Below are 18,474 nucleotides of genomic sequence, written 5' to 3'. Positions count from 1 at the left end.
GCAACGCGTCAGCTAACCGGCCAGCCGCGCTACGCTCGACGCAGGCAACCAGGCATCGCGGCCATCGAACAGTCGCACCCGCAGCCAATCGCTGCGATCTTCCATCACCTGGACCTCCGTTCCGCTGGGAAGTGGTTCGGGCAACCGCGACGGAGAATTGATCGAATCGGCGGCTCGCGCGGTTGTATCGGGAAGGATCACAACTGCCACCGCGGCGGTCGGTTGATACGATTTCCAAACCGCCGTCCCCAGAAACGCGATCCAGATCAACGCCAAGACTCCTGCAAGATTTCGGATCCCTTTGCGGTCGGTTCGAATCGCCAGCGCCAGCAGAACCGCGGCGGCCAAGAAGGCGATCGAAGCGAGTAGGTAGATTTGATCGGCCGACCGGGCTACCGATTCACCAAACAGCGCGCCGACAAGCGAACCGAAGCTAGTCGCCGTCGCCTCGGGACGCGGAACCCAATCGGGAAGCAGAGTTCGAGCGTGCTCTAGGTTTTGCCGAGCCTGCCGATTGCTGGGATCGATCGCCAACGCGCGGCGAAAGGCGACGATCGCCGGCCCGATTCGCTGTGCCCCAAGAGCCGCATTTCCAAGACTGACATACAGACTGGCGTTTTCAATCTCGCCCGCTTCGGCGACCTGAGCGAACAGCAGTTCGGCGCGGCGAAAATGCCGCAATCGCTGCTCCCGCTCGACCGCTGCGAAGCCCTCGTTGTAGGCTTCGATCGCCTGCTCCAGCGACTTGTTCGATGGGTTGGCCCAGACGCTTTGCGACAGCGCGACGATACAAAGCAAGGTTTTCAATAAACGGTTCATTGGGCTTCCTTGCGAAATCGGTTGGCTAGCTGTTGGGCCCGTTCGATGATCTCTCGCGACAACGGTTCGTCTCCCGCAGAACTCGGCTGATAGACCAACGCTTCACACTCTCCGATCAAAGCTTCGGTACTCGAACGTTCGACGCCCGGCTGCGAAGCGAGCAGGCTGCGGAGAGCAGCGGCAACCTCGTTCGCCCCCTGGCGTTGAGGCTTGCCCGCAGCAGCAGCGATCGCCGCAGCTTGCTCCACCGCAACCTTCCGCCGCGCGACGACAGCGGGATCGGCTTGGCTGCGGCGGCGATCGACCAAAGCCAACATCACGATCGCGATCCCGGCCAAATAAGCTGTCGTTTGGACAACAACAGGTGATACCGACCGGCTTGAGGTAGAGAGCATCGCCGCCGGATTCGATTCGATAGCTAGGTCCGCACCGCTCAACGAGAATCGCTTGCGCGGCTGGCCCGCCGCGGACGAGGGTTCATCGCCAGCGGGCGGCGGGTCGCTGGAAGGGCCTGGACCAGCTGATACGACGTCGTCCGCGGAGATCATATCGGCGGGCATCACCCGCAGTGCGATCGGTGCCGATCGAGCGGTGCGGTACTGTTTAGCATCGGTATCGAACCAGGAATATGCGATCGAGGGAATCTCGCTAACCGATTCGTCTTCGACTCGGACGGACACCGAAAACGTCTTCTCATCTTTTCCCAACTTCCCGGGGATGTCTCCACTGGGCAAGCGAAACCGCTCGGGATCCATTCCACCATCGGCCGACAGCGGCGGCAAACTGGCCCCCTTGAGATTCCCGCTGCCACGCAGCGTCACGTTCAATCGAATCGGATCGCCCACGCGAACAACGGTTCGATCCGCCGTCACAGCGATCGAAAATCCTTTCCCCACCGCGCCGGCGAAACTCTCGGGCTGATCGGCTTTGGGAAAGCCGCCGATCACGATCGTCATCGGTTCGCCAACCGCTCGAAACGCCTCGACACTTTTCACGTACTCTTCGACGCGATCAAAAAAGCCAAATCCAAACCCGGTATCATCGCGCCGCTGGCGGCGTCCCAACACGCGATGGCGAATCGTGACCTGGATCGGATCGATCGCAAAGGTGCCGATACGATCGGGAATCATCGTCCGCTTGGCGCGGAACACACGAAATCGCTTTCCGTCGACCAACTCCTCGCGGACGGTAGCCTGCAAATCGACACTCCCCTCGGCGGTATCGATCGGCAGCAGCGCCTCGCGGACGTTGGTCGGCTTCTCATCTTCGAACTTGAAGGTGTCGAACAGTGGCGACGAGATGGAAACGCCGGTGTTAGCCAGATCGCCCGCATACCACCACTCGATTTCGACCGGCACACGCTGCTCGGGAAAAAACGGCCCCTCGGGAACGCGCAGATGGATCTGCATGTTGTCGGTGGTGGGGACCTCTTCGAACGTCACCTTTACCGCGTCGACGCGTTTCTCGATCGAACCATCGGTGATCACAAACGGGCCGATCTCCCATTGGCCCGCTTTACTGGCGGTGAACCGAAAGATGAAATCGTATTTCGATTGCGACGAGATCCGGCCATTGTTGTTGAACCGAATCGACGTCGGGTTGGTGGCAACCAAAGTCCAACGCAGCGCGTCGCTATCGCTTTCGACTTCGACCTCCGGCGTGCCGCGGTCGGATAAACCGGTGGCGGTCAACTGGATCGTGACCGGCAGCCCCACAAAATACGGCCCCGGTTCTGCCCCCAGCTGAGTCTGGATTTCATCTTGCCCGGCACCGATGGCGGGCAGCAGCAAGCTGGCGAGCAATGCAAGAGGACCGACGCGGGACCAGCAGATGTTGTTTTGCAGTGCAAACATAGTGGTGAATCGGTATTGCGAAACGGGGAAGACCGGAATGAACTCAAGCCTTCTATTTTGTTGATCTGCTGTTCCACAGCAAGTGCACTCCAAACGATCCGTCAGTTCGCCAGGACGACTCGCGGGCATTGCCCTGGGCAATGCCGTTGGAACGCGGATATACTGATCGCCAGCTGGGTCGTTTGGGCATCGGCTGCATTCCGTCATCAAGAACTCTAACATTCAGGAGGGTCGACCATGACCCGTCGACTGATAATCACTATCGTAGGCGTCAGCTTGTTGTCGGGCTGTTCGTCGAAGACCGACGACGTCACGTCGAAGGGGACCAAATACCAAGCAGCGGATTCGGGCGACGAAACATCCGCCGCTCCAGCTCCGGACGCTCCGTCAGCTGCCCCGATGACGGCAAACGCCCCTTCGCCCGCCTCGCCCACCAGCGATCCCACAGCCGCTCCCGCCGTCGACGGCATGCTCGACGCCTCGGATCCGGCGCCTACCGGTTTAGCTCCGCTGGCCGACGATGCGTCGCTGGAAACGACGTTGGCTTATTTCGAGAAGACCAACGACGCGTTGCGGCAACTGATGAGTGGCCAGTCGGCGTTCACGACGCAAGCCGCTCAGATCGCAGAGGCGAAGCGGATCAGTGCCGAAAAGCTGGCGGCCGCAGAACACGCGATCGCGCTCCCAGACATCCAACCGGCGACGCTGACCGTCGCGCGACGGACCAAACTCGAAGCCCTCAGCCAGTTGGCCGGACTGCAGGACGTAGCCGCTGCGGAACAGCTGGAAGCCTACGCGACGGAGCTCGCCGCCAGCGACGATCCCGACCTGGTCAACGACAGCCGCGTCGTGCGGTTGGGTTTTGAACTGGACAAGATTCGCACCGGCCAATCGAAATCGACAGATCAATTGTTAGCGCTCGTCGGAGAATTCCAAGCTTCCGATCGCGAGCTGGGGATGCCCGCGTTTTATGCGTTGCAGCAGAGCTTTGGTGTGCTCAGCCAGTACGACTACAACGATGCAGCGAGAGCGGTTCGCGATGCGATTGCCAGCAAGTTCGCCAACCATTCCGATCCTCAAATCGCCGGATCTGCGAAGATGATGGCAGCGGCGGCGAAATTCGACAACTTGGACAAACTGCACGCCAACCTCGGCGGCGAAGAGGCTGCCGGAGCTGAGCAGTGGCAGGCGGCGATCGACGAACTGGTCGCCCAACCGATCGATGTTTCGACATTCCAATACCTCGCTGGATTGGCGTTGAGTTCCGAGGGGTCAGCGAATCCCGATGTTGTGAAAGTGATCTACGACGCGATCCGCAAGACCTTTATCGGTTCGGAAAACGTGGCTCCGGAGATCGCTGCCGAAGCCGAAGCGTTCCTCGCGGCAAGCGACAACCGTCGCGAAGCGATCGGCCAACCGCTGGATATCCAGTACCCGGATCTCGCCGGCGGAGAGCTCGATTGGAACGCCTTCCGCGGCTCGATCGTCTTGATGCCATTCTGGACGACATCGCGTCCCGAGTCGCTGCAGATCATTCCTGGGCTGCAGGAGTTGGAAAAAGAGTTCGAAGGGAAGGTCAAGATTCTCGGCGTCAATCTCGACGATTCGGACGAGGAATTGGCAGAGTTCCGCCGTCGCTTCCGGTCGACGTTCCCCAACGTCCGCAACCCCGACCGAGCCAGCCAAGGCGTTCGCGACCCGCTAGCCACGCAACTGGGATTGGCATCCTTTCCTTTTGCAGCCATCGTGGATGCCGACGGAAACGTCGCCAAGATCCTGATGGGCCCGCAAATGGAAATTCGCGACGTGATCACAAAAATGATCGAGGCTAAGCCTTAAAGTAACCGGCAGCTATCGATAGCGATGCAAGCCGAGCGAAGTTCGGCCGAACCGATAACACCCCGTCGAAGCCGCTCGAACGGGACTCGCTTGCATCGGCTATTTGCCGGCATACCAGACGCCGCGTCGCCAGTTGTGTCGCCGCAGCAGATGTAACAGAGTATCGGGGACCGCCAGCTTGTCGCTGACTGCGGCGTTGAGTTCGGCCTGTTCGGCAGATCGGATACCGGTGATCACGCTACCGACGCCCGAAGCAGAGAGTGCAAACTTGATCGCGAGATCGGCGACGCTGTAGTCTTGAAGCCCAAAGCGGTGCATATCGTTCGCAATCTCAGCGACCCGATCGACACTACGCGGCAAGCGATCGCCAGCAAAATATTGCTGGCGAAAATCGTCGTCGGCAAACCGATGCTCGGCAGTGAACTTACCGGCGAGCATCCCTTCGTCTAGGGCAACCCGAACGATGACGCCAGTCCCCGTCTCCTCAGCAACGGGTAATAGCTGCGCCGCTGGTTCCTGGTCGAATAGATTGAAGATCACCTGAACGCAATCGACCAGCCCGTCCCGCATCAACTGGATCACACAATTCTGATCCTGTTCGGGTGTGCTGATCCCAATCATGCCGATCTTGCCTTCCTCGCGCAATTTGCGCAGCACCAACAAAGGCTGCGGGTCGTCATTCCAAGCGCGTGTCCATGTATGCAGTTGCAATAAGTCGATGCGTTCGACTTGCAGATTCCGCAAACGCTGTTCGATATTCTCGCGCAAGTAGTTGGCACTATAACGATCCTGCCACGCGCAATAGGGGGACGGCGGCCAGGGACCATCGGCCGGCGGTGTCTTGGTGGCGATAAACAGCTGTTCGCTGCGCTGCTTGGCAACTTCTGCGATCAAGCGCTCGCTGCGGCCATCGCCATATCCGGCTGCGGTGTCGATAAAGTTGACACCCAAATCGATCGCTCGATTCAGCGCGGCAATCGAATCCGCATCGTCTTGTGCTCCCCACTGACCACCTAGCGCCCAGCCACCGAATCCGATCTCGGAAACTCGAGGGCCCAGATGCCCTAATTGTCGATACTGCATTATTTCGCCTGTCGGTGAATGGATGTTAGGTTCGCATCACAATTTCAAATACAAAAGTGTCTCTCGGAAAAACGGGTGATGCGATGTTCGATCTTCCCGACCGCGGTGTAATTGCTGGCGTCTCGAAGCCGATCGGAATGATTTTCGCGTTTTCATAGCATTCAGAACAAGGCGGGTAGCATGCCCCCCGCCCGCATCGCGATTTTGCCATCACAAACACAGTCGCGACGCACGCCCTTGCGACCGCAACAGCGCCCAAGTCCACGCCCGTCGCAGCATCCCGACCGAACAGAGACAGTTTTGATCGCGACGCCAGCGATCGCTGCCCCGCGGAATCCGGACGCTGCAAACCCACCGGTTTTCCTCCAACGGAGCAGCCAAAGTATCTGTACGGAAGCTCACCTCGCAGAACGTTGTGTGTGATAGCTCACTGAACATATTGGAAACTCGTTCGTAAAAAGCTGGCGGAGAGAATTAATGATTGTCCGCGGCTGAACGGTTGCGTAACATGTTTGCCAGTATATGAGGCCTAATTCCAGCAGGTGGCAAATCCCGATTGGCAACCGCAATCAACTGGCTGGCCGATCAGAACCTCCCACCGGTTCATGCGATGTCGCATGGACAAACTATCCCTTTCCGATGAAGGATATCTCGATGAAGAATGTTTCCCTCCTTAGTCTCGCAATTGCATTGGCTTTTGTTGGATCGGTCTCGGCTAAAGACGCGCTAACCAGCGGTCCCCAAGAAGGCGATCGGATCGGTGCGTTCTACGTGACCAAGTGCGCCGGTGCGACTGACGACGGTGTAGAAGAAGGCAAGAACCTGTGCTACCGCTGCAAGAACGGTTCGCGTCCACAGGTAATGGTCTTCACTCGCTCGACCAACGACAAAGTTGTCGATTTGGTGAAAAAGTTGGACGCTGCAATCAGCAAGAACGAAGACGCTCAACTGAAGGCGTTTGTTAACCTGATGGGCGACAGCAAGGAAGATTTGTCCGATTCGGCAAAAGACTTGGCTTCGAAGTCCAAGGCGTCGAACATTCCTTTTGTTGTTCCTAACGAATTCGAAAACGGTCCCGACAACTACGGCATCAACTCCAAAGCGGAAGTTACCGTCGTCATGGCTGGCAACGCTCAAGTCAAGGCTAGCTACGCTGTCGCCAACGCCCAAGACCTGGACGTCGACGCTGTTGTCGCCAACCTGAGCAAGATCCTGCAATAGGTCTCGAGAGCTCGATTGATTCATCGCATCGCGATGCTTGTCGACTGACAAGCATCGCGTTTTTTATGCGCCTATCGGCCGGCCTGCGGCGACGCAGATCGGACGGCTTGCGACCGGCTCACGCAGCACCACGAACCGTCGCCGCCAAACCGTCGCCAATCGCTTCATTTGGCTCGCTGCAAGCTTTGCCACGACGCTGAAGATCCCACGCATACCAAGGTCAATCGCGTCGCTACAGCCGATAAAAGAAGGCGACTTGGCGATTGAAACGCTTGCCCGCCGGATCGCCCTGCATAGAATTCGCCGTACCTGTTTGGTTCCTCTCTCAAAGGTTATCCCATGGCCCATTCTCGACGACGGTTCTTCCAAGCGTCCGCCCTCGGCACGGCGATGTTTGCAGTTTCGAGTTCCGATACTCAGGCGGCAAGCGACGCTCGCACAGCACCCGCACTGGATCTCGAGGCCCAACCGATCTCGGTCTTGAAGCGGCTGAGCCACCGTTCGCGACGCGCGTTGCGGTTTGCTGTCGACGAAGCTGCGGAGACCGGCGACGGGATGGTCAGCAGCAACTATCTGCTGATCGGGCTCGCCGCCGAAGCGGAGTATTCGGGGGCCAGCTGGCTTGCGAACCTGGGCCTAACGCTCGACGACCTGTGCACCGTCAGTGAGAAACTGCGGCTGGCATCCACGCGGCTGCACGAGACCAACAACCACTTGCCCGTCTCGCAAGCGGCGCGGCAATGCGTGCTCGATGGGATCGCCGAAGCGACGCGGATGGGATACCAGAAAGCGGAGCCCGAACACCTGTTGCTGGGCATCCTGCAGAACCCCGATGTCGACGCTCAACTGCTGCTGCACGAGATGTGGATCGACGCGGCGGGGCTAGCATCCGAAGCACTTGCGTCGATGCCTACCTGGGGTAGCGTACACCATCGCTTTGGCTAGGCATCGAAGCAGATCGAATCGAGCGAATCGTCGTCGCCGCCAGCCGACCGATAACTCGATTCGGAGATCGTGGTCGTCACGACCTGGTTCCAAGTATCCAGTTCGATCTCCAAGACGCGGCCGATATCGACAAGTTTCTCGCGATCGCCGTCAAGCTCCGCAGCCGTCAGCCACTGCAACAGGAAGACGTACATGTCGGCAACCTGCTTGGAAAGCGATTCCTCCGACGGACGAATCCCACCCAACAGTTCCGTCAGCGCGTCGCGTAGATTCAGGGTCGCTTCGGACTTCTGAACCCCGCCGTTTGCCGCGGCTTGCTCGATCGCTTGGTTCACGTTTCGCAACGCAAACTCAACCGTCATGCGTCTCAGTTTTGCTGGCGATGCTGTCAACACTTCGGTTTCCATCACATCGTTGCCGGCACGTCGATAATCCATGTTCGTCCATCTAACTGCTGAAGTGATCCGCGCTCAACGCCCTCCACCTTGGTCGGCAAGCGTCTCGATCCAAGGTCACTTTTAATAGTCGCGAAACACAGACTCAGCGCAGCCGACACAACCCGAACATCACGGTTAACTGGGCGTCGCAACGGACGCTGGCAGCTGATTAAACGTTGAACAAGAAGTGGACGACGTCGCCATCATTCATGACGTATCCCTTCCCTTCGACACGCAACTTGCCCGCGTTACGGATCTCCTTCTCGCTCTTGTGCTCGACGAGATCTTCGACCGAATAGACTTCCGCGCGGATAAAGCCGCGTTCGAAATCGCTGTGGATCACTCCGGCAGCTTGCGGTGCGGTCGCTCCGACGGGAATTGTCCACGCCCGAACCTCTTTCTCACCCGCGGTGAAATAGCTGTGCAGGCCAAGTGTTCGGTAGGCTTCGCGGGCCAGTTTTTCCAGCGCCGGCTCGGTCAAACCGACAGCGTCCAAGAATTCCGCCCGATCTTCCGGCTCCAGCTCGGCAACTTCCGCTTCCACCTTGGCACAGACAGGCACGACCCCCGCACCGCTTTGCTTGGCGTGCTCGCGGACCTTGGCGACCAGATCGTTTTCGCCGTTGACGTCGTTTTCATCGACGTTGGCAACGTACAGGATCGGCTTGGCTGTCATCAGTCCGAAACTGCTGACCACCTTGGCTTCCGCTTCGGTTAGCGACAGCGTACGCAGCGGCAATTCTTTGGTGATGTGCTCCAGATGCTTATTGATCGTGGCGACCAACAGCTTGGCTTCTTTGTCGCCGGTCCGCGCGGTCCGCTCGGCCTTTGGCAACGCATTTTCCAAAGTCTGGATATCGGCGAGGATCAATTCGGTCTCGATCGTATCGATATCAGCCATCGGATCGACGTTGCCAGCGACGTGGGTCACGTCGGGATCTTCGAAGCAGCGGACGACTTGGATGATCGCATCGACCTGGCGGATGTGGCTGAGGAACTTATTCCCCAAGCCCTCGCCCTCGCTGGCACCTTTGACAATTCCCGCGATATCGACCAGCTTGAGCGCTGCAGGAATGATCTTTTTGGTGTGGATCAAATCGGTGATCGTCTGCAATCGCCCGTCGGGAACGTTGACAATTCCTTCGTTGGGTTCGATCGTGCAAAACGGATAATTTTCGCTTTGGGCCGCTTGTGAACTCGTCAACGCGTTGAACAACGTGCTTTTTCCGACGTTCGGCAAGCCAACAATACCAGCTTCCATAAATGCTCTTCGATGCAATAAAGGTTAAAACTGCGACGCACAAAGGATAAGCGGTTCGATCAAATCGCAAAAGAGCCGCAGTTGTCTCCGCCGCACGGATTCAAACCGCACTCGGTTTCTCGTACCATCGGTTGGGAACCGACCGCCGACCTCTACTGCCGAGCATTTGATGAACCTTCCGATACCGCAAACCTTCCATTTTTGTCCGCGGTGCGGAGCCGCGGCGACTGCGATCGGCAAGGATCCGTTCCAATGCTCCGCTTGCCAATACACGTATCATTTTGGCCCCACGGTGGCCGTCGGAGGAATTGTCACCGACGCTCAGGGGCGGGTGCTCCTGCTTCGCCGCGCCCGCGATCCGGGCAAGGGAAAGTGGGGCCTGCCCGGCGGTTTTGTCGACAGCGGCGAGACCGGGGAAATGGCGTTGATCCGCGAAATTAAGGAAGAGGTGCGGCTGAATGTCGAATCGTTCCAATACCTCACCTCCTACACCAACAGCTACGAATATCGCGGCTTGATCATTCCAGTCGTCGATCTCTTCTACACCTGCCAAATCGTCGACCTGGCGGCTTTGGAAGCCGAACCGAGCGAAGTGCAATCGACCTCGTTCTGCGACCTCGGGCCAGAACACCTCGAAAACATGGCCTTCGAATCGAATCGCCTCGCCCTGCAAACCTTCCTCGAATCGCGAGCCTAATCCCAACTTGGGCCTCTCCGGTCGCTACGCATTCGCTAGAGATCGATTTTTTCCGCACACGACAGTCCGGGTTACGACAGTTCCGCCGGGTTGTAACGGCAAATTTGCGGCGAATTGTTAGGCATCGTCGGCTGCGTCAATCAAACTAGATCGGTCTGGCAGAGTGTCTGCCCGCCGCGTTAGTTCGACTGCATTGACGAGTGGAAATTTTGAGGCATTCACGAAAAACCAATCCTTCTCGCCTATCCGCCAGCGCTCGGCATCGACGCTTGAGACTGGAGTCGCTCGAATTGCGACGTCTGCTGACAACCTTCCACGTTACCCGAATCGATGACGTCGACGGGCGGGCATGCAGCGAAAGTTCCTGCACGCTCCGCGATGCGATTCAGGAAGCGAACGCGAATCCCGGTCACGACACGATCACGTTTGCACCGGAGCTGAGTGGCGAGACGCTCGAACTGACGCAGGTCCTCACGGTCACCGACTCGATCACCATCGCCGGTCCCGGCGCCGACCAACTGACGCTCAGTGGCCGCGGCACCAAACAGGTTTTCCAATTCGAAGGGGACGGCGGCCAAGACTTTGTCCTGCAGGACCTCACGCTTGCCAACGGCCGCGCCTTGATTGGCCCCGGCGGCGCGGTCCACTTTGAATCCGGCATCAGCAGCGACCAGGGAACTAGCGACACGTTGCTGCTGCAGGATCTCGTGATTCGCAACAGTCGAGCCCAAGGAGGCGGCGGCGTCTATGCCGAAGGCGGGCTGCTGACCGTCGTAAACACTTCGTTTGTCAACAACACGGCGACTGGCCAGACGGCAACGACCGCCAGCGATGGCGCTGCGATCTTGCGGATCGACGGCGACGGCTCGATCACCAACAGCACCTTCTCGAACAACGAAGCCAACGGAACTGCCGCCGCAGTTTCCGTTGTCGCCACGACCGCGGGGCAATCGTTTCAGATCACCAGCTCCAGTTTTGTCGACAACGACGCGCGGGCGATTCGTGTCGTCGCCGATGGCGCCGACGCCGTGGCGACAACCGAAGCGAATCTGTTTTCCGGCAACAGCTTTAACACGCTGGGGACCTTCGAAATGGGAGGTGGCAGCGCGACGATCACCTCTCTGGGAAACAACCTCTCACACGATTCGGCGGCAGATTGGTTCAGCGCTGACACCGACCAGACCAACGTCGACCCGCTGGTCGATGCGTTGGACCGAACCACGTTTACTCACAGCCTGTTGCCGGGCAGTCCCGCCATCGACAGCCAAGCTTCCATTGGCGGCGACATTCCAGCCGTCGATCAACTCGGCAATTCCCGCGCGATGGGAACCGGCGTCGACATCGGTGCGGTCGAAGTCGCCTTCGACTTTGGCGATGCGCCGACAAGCGATCTGACCGGCTTCGATTCCAGCTACCCAACCCTCGCCGCCGACAACGGTGCCTACCACGTGGTCGCTGGCCCGCGACTGGGCGCGACCGTCGACAGCGAGCGCGATGGCCAGCCCGAAGGTCTGTCGCGTGGCGACCAAGCCTTTATCGACGACGAAGATGGCGTCGCCTTCATCGGCGGCCGCTACCAATCGATCGGCGATCCGTTGACGATCGCCATCGATCTGCAGAACGCCGCCGCCACGGGGAACTATCTCGATGCCTGGGTCGATTGGAATCGCAACGGCAGTTGGGACGACGCGGGGGAACAGTTTGCGGTCAGCATGAACCTAGGCGTTGCCGACGGATCGACGATCATCGAATTGCCGCTTCCCGACGACTTCACGCCCGGCCCCGCACACTTCCGATTTCGCGTCAGCACCGCGGGCAGCCTGACACCTGCAGGCATGGCGGCCGATGGCGAGGTGGAAGATTATTCGCTGATCTTTGTCCCCGATGACTTCCAACCGATCGTCGATACGCTGGTCGATGAGAGCGATGGCGATCTGAGTGTCGGCGACATCAGCTTGCGAGAAGCGATCGAATACACAAACCAATTCGGCGGCAGCACTGCGATTCAGATCGCCGATTCGCTTGCCGGCGAAACGATCGATCTAACGCTCGGCTCGCTCCCAATCCGGCGTTCGACGACGATCAACGGTCCCGCCTCGGGAGCGCTCACGATCGACGCGGCCGAACGATCGCGGATCTTCGATGTGGAAAGCGTCGACCTCGCCCTAACCGATCTCAACCTAACCGGTGGACAGACCGAACCAGGCGAAGCGGGGGCCGCGATCCTTTTTGAGTCCTCCGGCGAATTGCATATCGAACGCTCGGCGATCACAGACAATGTCGCCGACGGTCCCGGCGGTGCGATCTCTGCGACCGGCGGCCGGATCACCATCATCGACAGCGATCTGTCGGACAATCAATCCGCTGGCGATGGAGCCGCGGTCTACGCCTCCGACGGCGCCGAATTGACGATCGTCCGCAGTTCGTTGAACGACAACACCGCCGCCGGCTCCGGTGGCGCCGTCGCGGTGGACCAGAGCCAATTGACGATTCTCCATTCCACGATCGCGCGAAATCACTCCGATCAGCAAGGAGGCGGCGTCTATCTGAGCAGCCGCTTTGGCGTCGGTGACGGCAGCCAGATCATCGGCACGACGATCTCCGGAAACACTGCAACCGTTGCGGCTGGCGGCCTGATCAACGATGGCGGACTGTTGTCGATCGATTCGAGCACGATCACCAACAATCAAGCGGCTGGTCTCGGCGACGGCTTAGTCTCGCGCGGTGAACAAAACACGCGCACCGAACTGCGATCGTCGATCGTCGCGGGCAACGGCGATTCGAATCTCGACGTCACCGGCGCAAGCGACACGCGAACCAACAGTCTGCGCAGCGACGGCTACAACGTTTTCGGCCCCGGCAACGCCAGCGATGCCGCGGGTGACTTGGACACATCCGACGTCATCGATCCCCTGCTGGCACCGCTAGGATTTTATGGCGGTGCGATCGAGATCCATCCCATGCTGCAAGACAGCCCCGCCTTGGATGCCGGTCGCGGCAGCACCGCCGCCGATCGATACGACCTGGATCGCGATGGCGACACGAGCGAGAACATCCCCGTCGACGCGCGAGGCGTGGCGCGACAGATCGATCTGCAAGGGATCGACAATCGCGACGATGGCGTCGACGCTGGCGCGGTGGAGATGATCGGCCTACATCTTTCCGACGCGGCGGCAAACGAAACCGACGGGACCCTCGATTTTGTCGCTCAATTGAGCCACGCGCTGCCCGACGGTAGCACAGCGGAACTGCAAGCCCTCACGCTCCGTGGCACCGCCGCTCCCGACGTCGATTACCGTTCGTTGTGGAGCGTGCCGGTTTCGTTGACAGCCAGCGGAGACCTTTCCACCATCGTCTCGGTCGAATTGATCGACGATGCATTGATCGAAAACGATGAACAATTCGAACTGCGGCTGACGACCACGCCCGATGTCATCCTGACCCGCGACCACGCCACCGGCACCATCGTCAGCGACGATGTCGCCGGGCTGCTGCTATCCAAAACCAACCTCGTCGCCAGCGAATCGGGCCGCGCCGATTCGCTATCGGTCGCCCTGACCGCTCAGCCACTGGAAGACGTCGTGATCGACCTCGGTTTAGACCGCGACGACGAAATTCAACTCGATCGCCAACAACTGGTCTTCACTCCCGAAAATTGGAACCTCCCGCAGTCCGTCGTCGTTACGGCGAAGAACGACCAACGGATCGACGGCTCGCAAATCACGCAACTGATCCTTACGGTAGGACCGAGTTCCGATCCTCAGTTTACGTCACTGTCACCAGAATCGGTCGCGATCACAACCACCGATAACGACGTCGCCGGGATCACGGTCGAACCGCTGCGGATCCTGCAGACGACCGAAGCGGGGAAGACAGCAACGTTCACCGTTCGGTTGGACGCGTTGCCAGCGTCGGATGTCACGATCGCGTTGTCCAGCAGCAATCTCGACGAAGCGACGATCGACACGCCAACGCTTCGCTTCACTCCCGAAAACGGAACCACTCCGCAAACCGTCACGATCACGGGAGTCGACGATTCGCTGGTCGATGGCAATGTGGAACTGACGATCGTGATCGCCGCGGCGACCAGCGACGATCCGAACTTCGATGGGCTGAACGCTGCCGACGTTGAACTGATCAATCTCGATGACGAGCGATTGGACTACGGCGATGCCCCCGATTCGATCTATCCGACCTCGTTGGAAAGCGACGGAGCCCGTCATGGGGCGAGCGATTTGTTTTTGGGAGACGGGATCAATTTCGAGCCGTTTGCAATCGCCAATCCGGCAGCCGATAGCGACCTCGATGACGGCGTGCACCCCATCACTAGCTTTGTTGCCGCAAGCGATTCCGATTCGGTGGCATCGGTGATCGTTGTAAGCAGTGGCGAAGGTCGGTTGGATGCCTGGATCGACTTCAACCAAGATGGCGATTGGGATGATCCGGGCGAACAGATCGCTGCCGCTTTGCCCCTGAATTCTGGCGAGAATATCGTCCCTGTCACGATTCCTGCCGGCGCATCGAGCGGCAGCACTTTCGCCCGCTTCCGACTCAGCAGCTCCGGCGGCCTCTCGCCCACAGGGCAAGCCGCCGATGGCGAAGTCGAAGATTACCAATTTCATATTGCTTCGGCCGACGATGCCCCGTCGGTCTTTATCAACACGGTCAACCATTCCACCCAGGTCGACATAATCGATGGCCAGACGGTCGTCCGAAGCGGCGAGATGGAGCTGTTTCGAGCACCGCTGCCTCCCGGATCGGCGATCGATTTTCGGTTCACCAGCGGTGACGATTATTTTGACACGGCCGACCTCTGGTCGCTTGGTATCGATGTTTGGATCGATACCCAAATGGGTACCGATACGATTCGCTTCCGCCCCGGCGAAGGCAACTTCGATATCGGCGACCTGGAGGGGGATTTAGGGAACATCGAAGCGATCGACTTGACAGGCAATGGATCGCAATCGGTATTGATCAGCCCGACGTCGGTGCTCGAGATGGCCGGATCGGACGACTCACTTAAGCTATTTTTGGATCCCGACGACGTCTTCGCCAGCATGGATCAATGGACGCTTGTCGGCAACGTACCAATCGACGGCCAATACTATGAGGAGTGGCAAGGCGCAGGGGCGGCGACGCTATTGGTCAACTACGACGGCAACAACGGATGGACCTACGGATCCGATCCGCTGGACGTCAACGCTTCGGGAGAGATCACCGCATTGGATGCCCTGATCATCATCAACGAGCTATCGCGGCGGCAATTCGTTGATGACGACAACCGCTTGGTCGATCGCGCGACACTCGATGAGTTTCCCGGATTCTTCTACGACACCAATCGCGACGGCCATCTGTCGCCGATCGACGCGCTGATCATTCTCAATGCACTGAGCCGCGTCGATACGAACCTCGCATCGGAGCAACCGATTGCCGACGCATCAGCTGCCGATCTTGAAAAGCTACGGAAAGCTCGGTCCACCGTCAGCGAAGAACTGCAAACGCTGGATGCGATAGGGCTGGATAGGGATTCACGCTAGCGTCCGCCACGAGCTTGCAGAACGCGGCTGCCGATTCGCCGCAGTCGGCCGGAATATCGGCCGTAAAAGCTGCCTCCGGTTGACTTTCGGGCAGCGGGCGGTCACATTTTTCGGTTGGCAAATTCCCCGAATCATCGATCGAACGAAGGAAACGTATGGCATCGGCACCTGTGCATTTAGCGGTGGACCTTGGCGCATCGAGCGGTCGGGTACTGGCTGGCTGCATCGAGGGCGGCCAACTGAAGCTTTCCGAGCTGCATCGGTTTGCCAACGATCCGGTCCACGTACAGGGTCGGATGTACTGGAATCTGCTGGGACTGTGGCAAGAGATCCGCAAAGGGCTTTCATTAGCCGCCGCCGGAGAGGCCAAAGTCCTTTCGGTCGGCGTCGATACCTGGGGCGTCGATTACGTTTTCTTGGACGCCAACGGCGACCTGATCGGCCCAGGCTACCACTACCGCGACGCGCGGACTCGCGGAATGTTCCCCAAGGCGTTTGAACGCGTCGCTCGCGAAGAGATCTTCGCCGAGACGGGGCTGCAATTCATGGAGCTGAACACGGCCTATCAGTTGTTGGCGGCGCGGCTGGAGAATTCGCCGGTCCTCAACATCGCCAACCTGATGTTGATGATCCCCGACTTCTTCCACTGGCTGTTGACCGGCAAAGCGGCGATCGAATACACCAACGCGACAACGACGCAACTGTACAACACTCAACAGCAAGGCTGGTCGCAAAAGCTGCTGAAAGCGTTCGATCTGCCGACGCGTGTCTTCAGCGACGTAGTGCAACCAGGAACCGTCTTGGGCCCGATTCTCGGTGGCCAAGGTGGCGTCCCCGGTCTTGAAGGCGTCCCCGTTGTCCTGCCAGCGACTCACGATACCGGATCGGCTGTCGTCGCCGTTCCAGCGGACAACTTCGCACCGGCTCAGCCCGATTGGTGCTACATCAGCAGCGGCACTTGGTCGTTGATGGGCTGCGAGATTCCCGAACCGCTGATCAACGATCGCTGTGCCGAACTGAACTTCACCAACGAGGGTGGCGTTCAAGGGAGCACGCGGTTGCTGAAGAACATCGGTGGGCTGTGGATCTTCCAACAGATCAAAGCCTCGCTAGAACGACGCGGTCAAACGTTGGATTGGCCCAGCATGGTTCAAGCGGCTGCCGACGCGAAGCCGTTCCAATTACTGATCGATCCCGACTGCCCCGACTTCGCAGCCCCGGCTTGTATGGTCGATGCGATCGCCGCATTTGCAAACCGCACCGGACAACCAGCCGCCGCCGACAACGGCGTCCTTTTCCGAGGTGCCTTGGAAGGGCTGGCGCTCCGTTACCGGACCTGCCTCGGCTGGCTCGAATCGCTGACCGGCACCACGATCAACACGATCCATATCTTGGGTGGCGGAGCCCAAAACGCGTTGCTGTGCCAGATGACAGCGGATGCTTGTCGCCGCCGCGTGCTGGCCGGCCCGGTCGAAGCGACGGCGATCGGCAACATCGTGATGCAGATGGTTGGACTGGGGCAAATCGGCTCGATCCAAGAAGGCCGCCAATTGATTCGCGACAGCTTCCAACCCGTCGCCTACGAACCGCAAGATCCCGATCCATGGGACGCTGCAGCCGAGCGGTTTGAAAAACTGGACGCTTGATTTTATCGGCTGCCTCCCGCCTTTACCCACCTCGTTTCATCGACGGTTTCCTCAGTCAATCAACTTCGGAGTTAGCAAATTATGCGTGCAGGAATCGCAGGCATCGGCTTCATGGGCTGGATCCATTACCTCGCCTACCAACGCGCCACCGGTGCCGAACTGGTTGCCTTTTGCACGCGTGATCCGCAGCGACGCGGCGGCGACTGGACCGGCATCCAAGGCAACTTTGGACCTCCCGGCAAACAGATCGATGTCAGCGACCTTTCGGTCTACGAAACGCTCGACGAGATGTTGGAGAACGATTCGATCGATCTGATCGACATCTGTCTGCCCGTTCATCTGCATGTCGATGCGGTCCGCAAGTGCTTGGAAGCTGGCAAACACGTGTTGTGCGAAAAGCCGTTAGCGCTGAACGCCGACGATGCCGCGAGCCTGGTCGAACTGGCCAAATCGAAGGGCTTGCACCTGATGGTCGCTCACGTTTTGGCTTACCTGCCCGAGTTCCGCTTGCTGGTCGACGCTCAACAATCGGGAAAATACGGCAAGTGCTTGGGTGGCCGCTTCAAACGCGTGATCGGTCCGGTCGACTGGAACCCCGATTTCTACAATCCAGAAAAAGTGGGCGGTCCGTTGATCGACCTGCATGTTCACGACGCCCACCTGCTGCGACTGCTGTTTGGGATGCCCAAGGAAGTCATCAGCCGTGGCCGGATGCGTGGCGAGACCGCTTCGTATTTTGAATCGATGATGACCTACGACGATCCCGATGTGATCGTTTCGGTTGGTGGCGGCACGATCGACCAACACGGCCGTCCGTTCACGCACGGATACGAAGTTCATTTCGAACGGGCGACGATTCAATTTGAGTTCGCCGGCTTCGACGACGGCACCGAATTGATGCCGGTCAAGATTATCCACGAAGGCGGAAAGATCGAGCGGCCCGAATTGGGATCGGGAGATCCAGCCGACGCGTTTGTGATCGAAGTTCAAACGGCTGCCGATGTGCTGGCGGGCAAAGATCCCGGGGCATTGGCGGGCCAGTTGGCCGCCGATGCGCTGCAGATCTGCGAACTGGAACTTAAATCGATCAAGAACAATACCAGCGTATAGAGCTCGGATTCTCTTGCGTTCTGAAA

Annotated in this window: 12 protein-coding genes; 7 read left to right on the top strand and 5 right to left on the bottom strand. The window is 59.0% G+C overall.

What is annotated here, in order from left to right; genetic code table 11:
- Positions 1 to 12 precede the first annotated feature (12 nt).
- Positions 13 to 819: an SH3 domain-containing protein gene (locus tag CA51_RS06955; protein WP_145119058.1), complete on the bottom strand. Its 807-nt coding sequence runs from the start codon at positions 817 to 819 to the stop codon at positions 13 to 15.
- A complete protein-coding gene (locus tag CA51_RS06950; protein ID WP_197451652.1) occupies positions 816 to 2,672 on the bottom strand; it encodes a BatD family protein in 1,857 nt (618 codons plus the stop codon). Before CA51_RS06950 ends, CA51_RS06955 begins: the two co-directional genes overlap by 4 nt.
- Before the next feature lie 237 nt (positions 2,673 to 2,909).
- On the opposite strand from CA51_RS06950, the gene CA51_RS06945 reads away from it, so the two are divergent.
- Positions 2,910 to 4,511 carry a TlpA family protein disulfide reductase gene (locus tag CA51_RS06945; RefSeq protein ID WP_145119054.1) on the top strand — a complete coding sequence of 534 codons (1,602 nt, stop codon included), beginning with the start codon at positions 2,910 to 2,912 and terminating at the stop codon, positions 4,509 to 4,511.
- Between the two features lie 99 nt (positions 4,512 to 4,610).
- Here the strand turns inward: CA51_RS06945 and CA51_RS06940 are convergent, their stop codons facing one another.
- The gene (locus CA51_RS06940; protein WP_145119052.1) at positions 4,611 to 5,594 is read right to left on the bottom strand and encodes an aldo/keto reductase; all 984 of its coding nucleotides are present in this window, start codon (positions 5,592 to 5,594) and stop codon (positions 4,611 to 4,613) included.
- A 654-nt stretch (positions 5,595 to 6,248) separates the two neighbouring features.
- On the opposite strand from CA51_RS06940, the gene CA51_RS06935 reads away from it, so the two are divergent.
- Positions 6,249 to 6,815, top strand: coding sequence for a hypothetical protein (locus CA51_RS06935; protein WP_145119050.1), 567 nt, complete (start codon positions 6,249 to 6,251; stop codon positions 6,813 to 6,815).
- A 339-nt stretch (positions 6,816 to 7,154) separates the two neighbouring features.
- Positions 7,155 to 7,760, top strand: coding sequence for a Clp protease N-terminal domain-containing protein (locus CA51_RS06930; protein ID WP_145119048.1), 606 nt, complete (start codon positions 7,155 to 7,157; stop codon positions 7,758 to 7,760).
- Here the strand turns inward: CA51_RS06930 and CA51_RS06925 are convergent.
- Positions 7,757 to 8,197 (bottom strand): flagellar export chaperone FliS, encoded by a 441-nt coding sequence (locus CA51_RS06925; protein ID WP_145119046.1) that lies wholly within the window; start codon positions 8,195 to 8,197, stop codon positions 7,757 to 7,759. The genes CA51_RS06930 and CA51_RS06925 overlap by 4 nt on opposite strands.
- A gap of 169 nt (positions 8,198 to 8,366) precedes the next feature.
- Positions 8,367 to 9,458 (bottom strand): redox-regulated ATPase YchF, encoded by a 1,092-nt coding sequence (gene ychF / locus CA51_RS06920; protein WP_145119044.1) that lies wholly within the window; start codon positions 9,456 to 9,458, stop codon positions 8,367 to 8,369.
- A gap of 169 nt (positions 9,459 to 9,627) precedes the next feature.
- Between ychF and CA51_RS06915 the strand changes: the two genes are divergently transcribed.
- From CA51_RS06915 to CA51_RS06900, 4 genes are all read left to right on the top strand, one after another.
- Entirely contained in the window at positions 9,628 to 10,155 is a 528-nt protein-coding gene (locus CA51_RS06915) for an NUDIX hydrolase (RefSeq protein WP_145119042.1), read from the top strand.
- Positions 10,156 to 10,445: 290 nt separating this feature from the next.
- Entirely contained in the window at positions 10,446 to 15,692 is a 5,247-nt protein-coding gene (locus CA51_RS06910; protein WP_145119040.1) for a GEVED domain-containing protein, read from the top strand.
- A 155-nt stretch (positions 15,693 to 15,847) separates the two neighbouring features.
- Positions 15,848 to 17,338, top strand: coding sequence for a rhamnulokinase (locus tag CA51_RS06905; protein WP_145119038.1), 1,491 nt, complete (start codon positions 15,848 to 15,850; stop codon positions 17,336 to 17,338).
- 81 nt (positions 17,339 to 17,419) lie between these two features.
- Positions 17,420 to 18,448, top strand: a complete 1,029-nt coding sequence (locus CA51_RS06900) for a Gfo/Idh/MocA family protein (RefSeq protein WP_145119036.1) — start codon at positions 17,420 to 17,422, stop codon at positions 18,446 to 18,448.
- Positions 18,449 to 18,474 lie beyond the last annotated feature (26 nt).

The sequence above is a fragment of the Rosistilla oblonga genome, assembly GCF_007751715.1.
GTDB lineage: Bacteria > Planctomycetota > Planctomycetia > Pirellulales > Pirellulaceae > Rosistilla > Rosistilla oblonga.
This window is presented reverse-complemented; position numbering and strand designations above follow the sequence as displayed.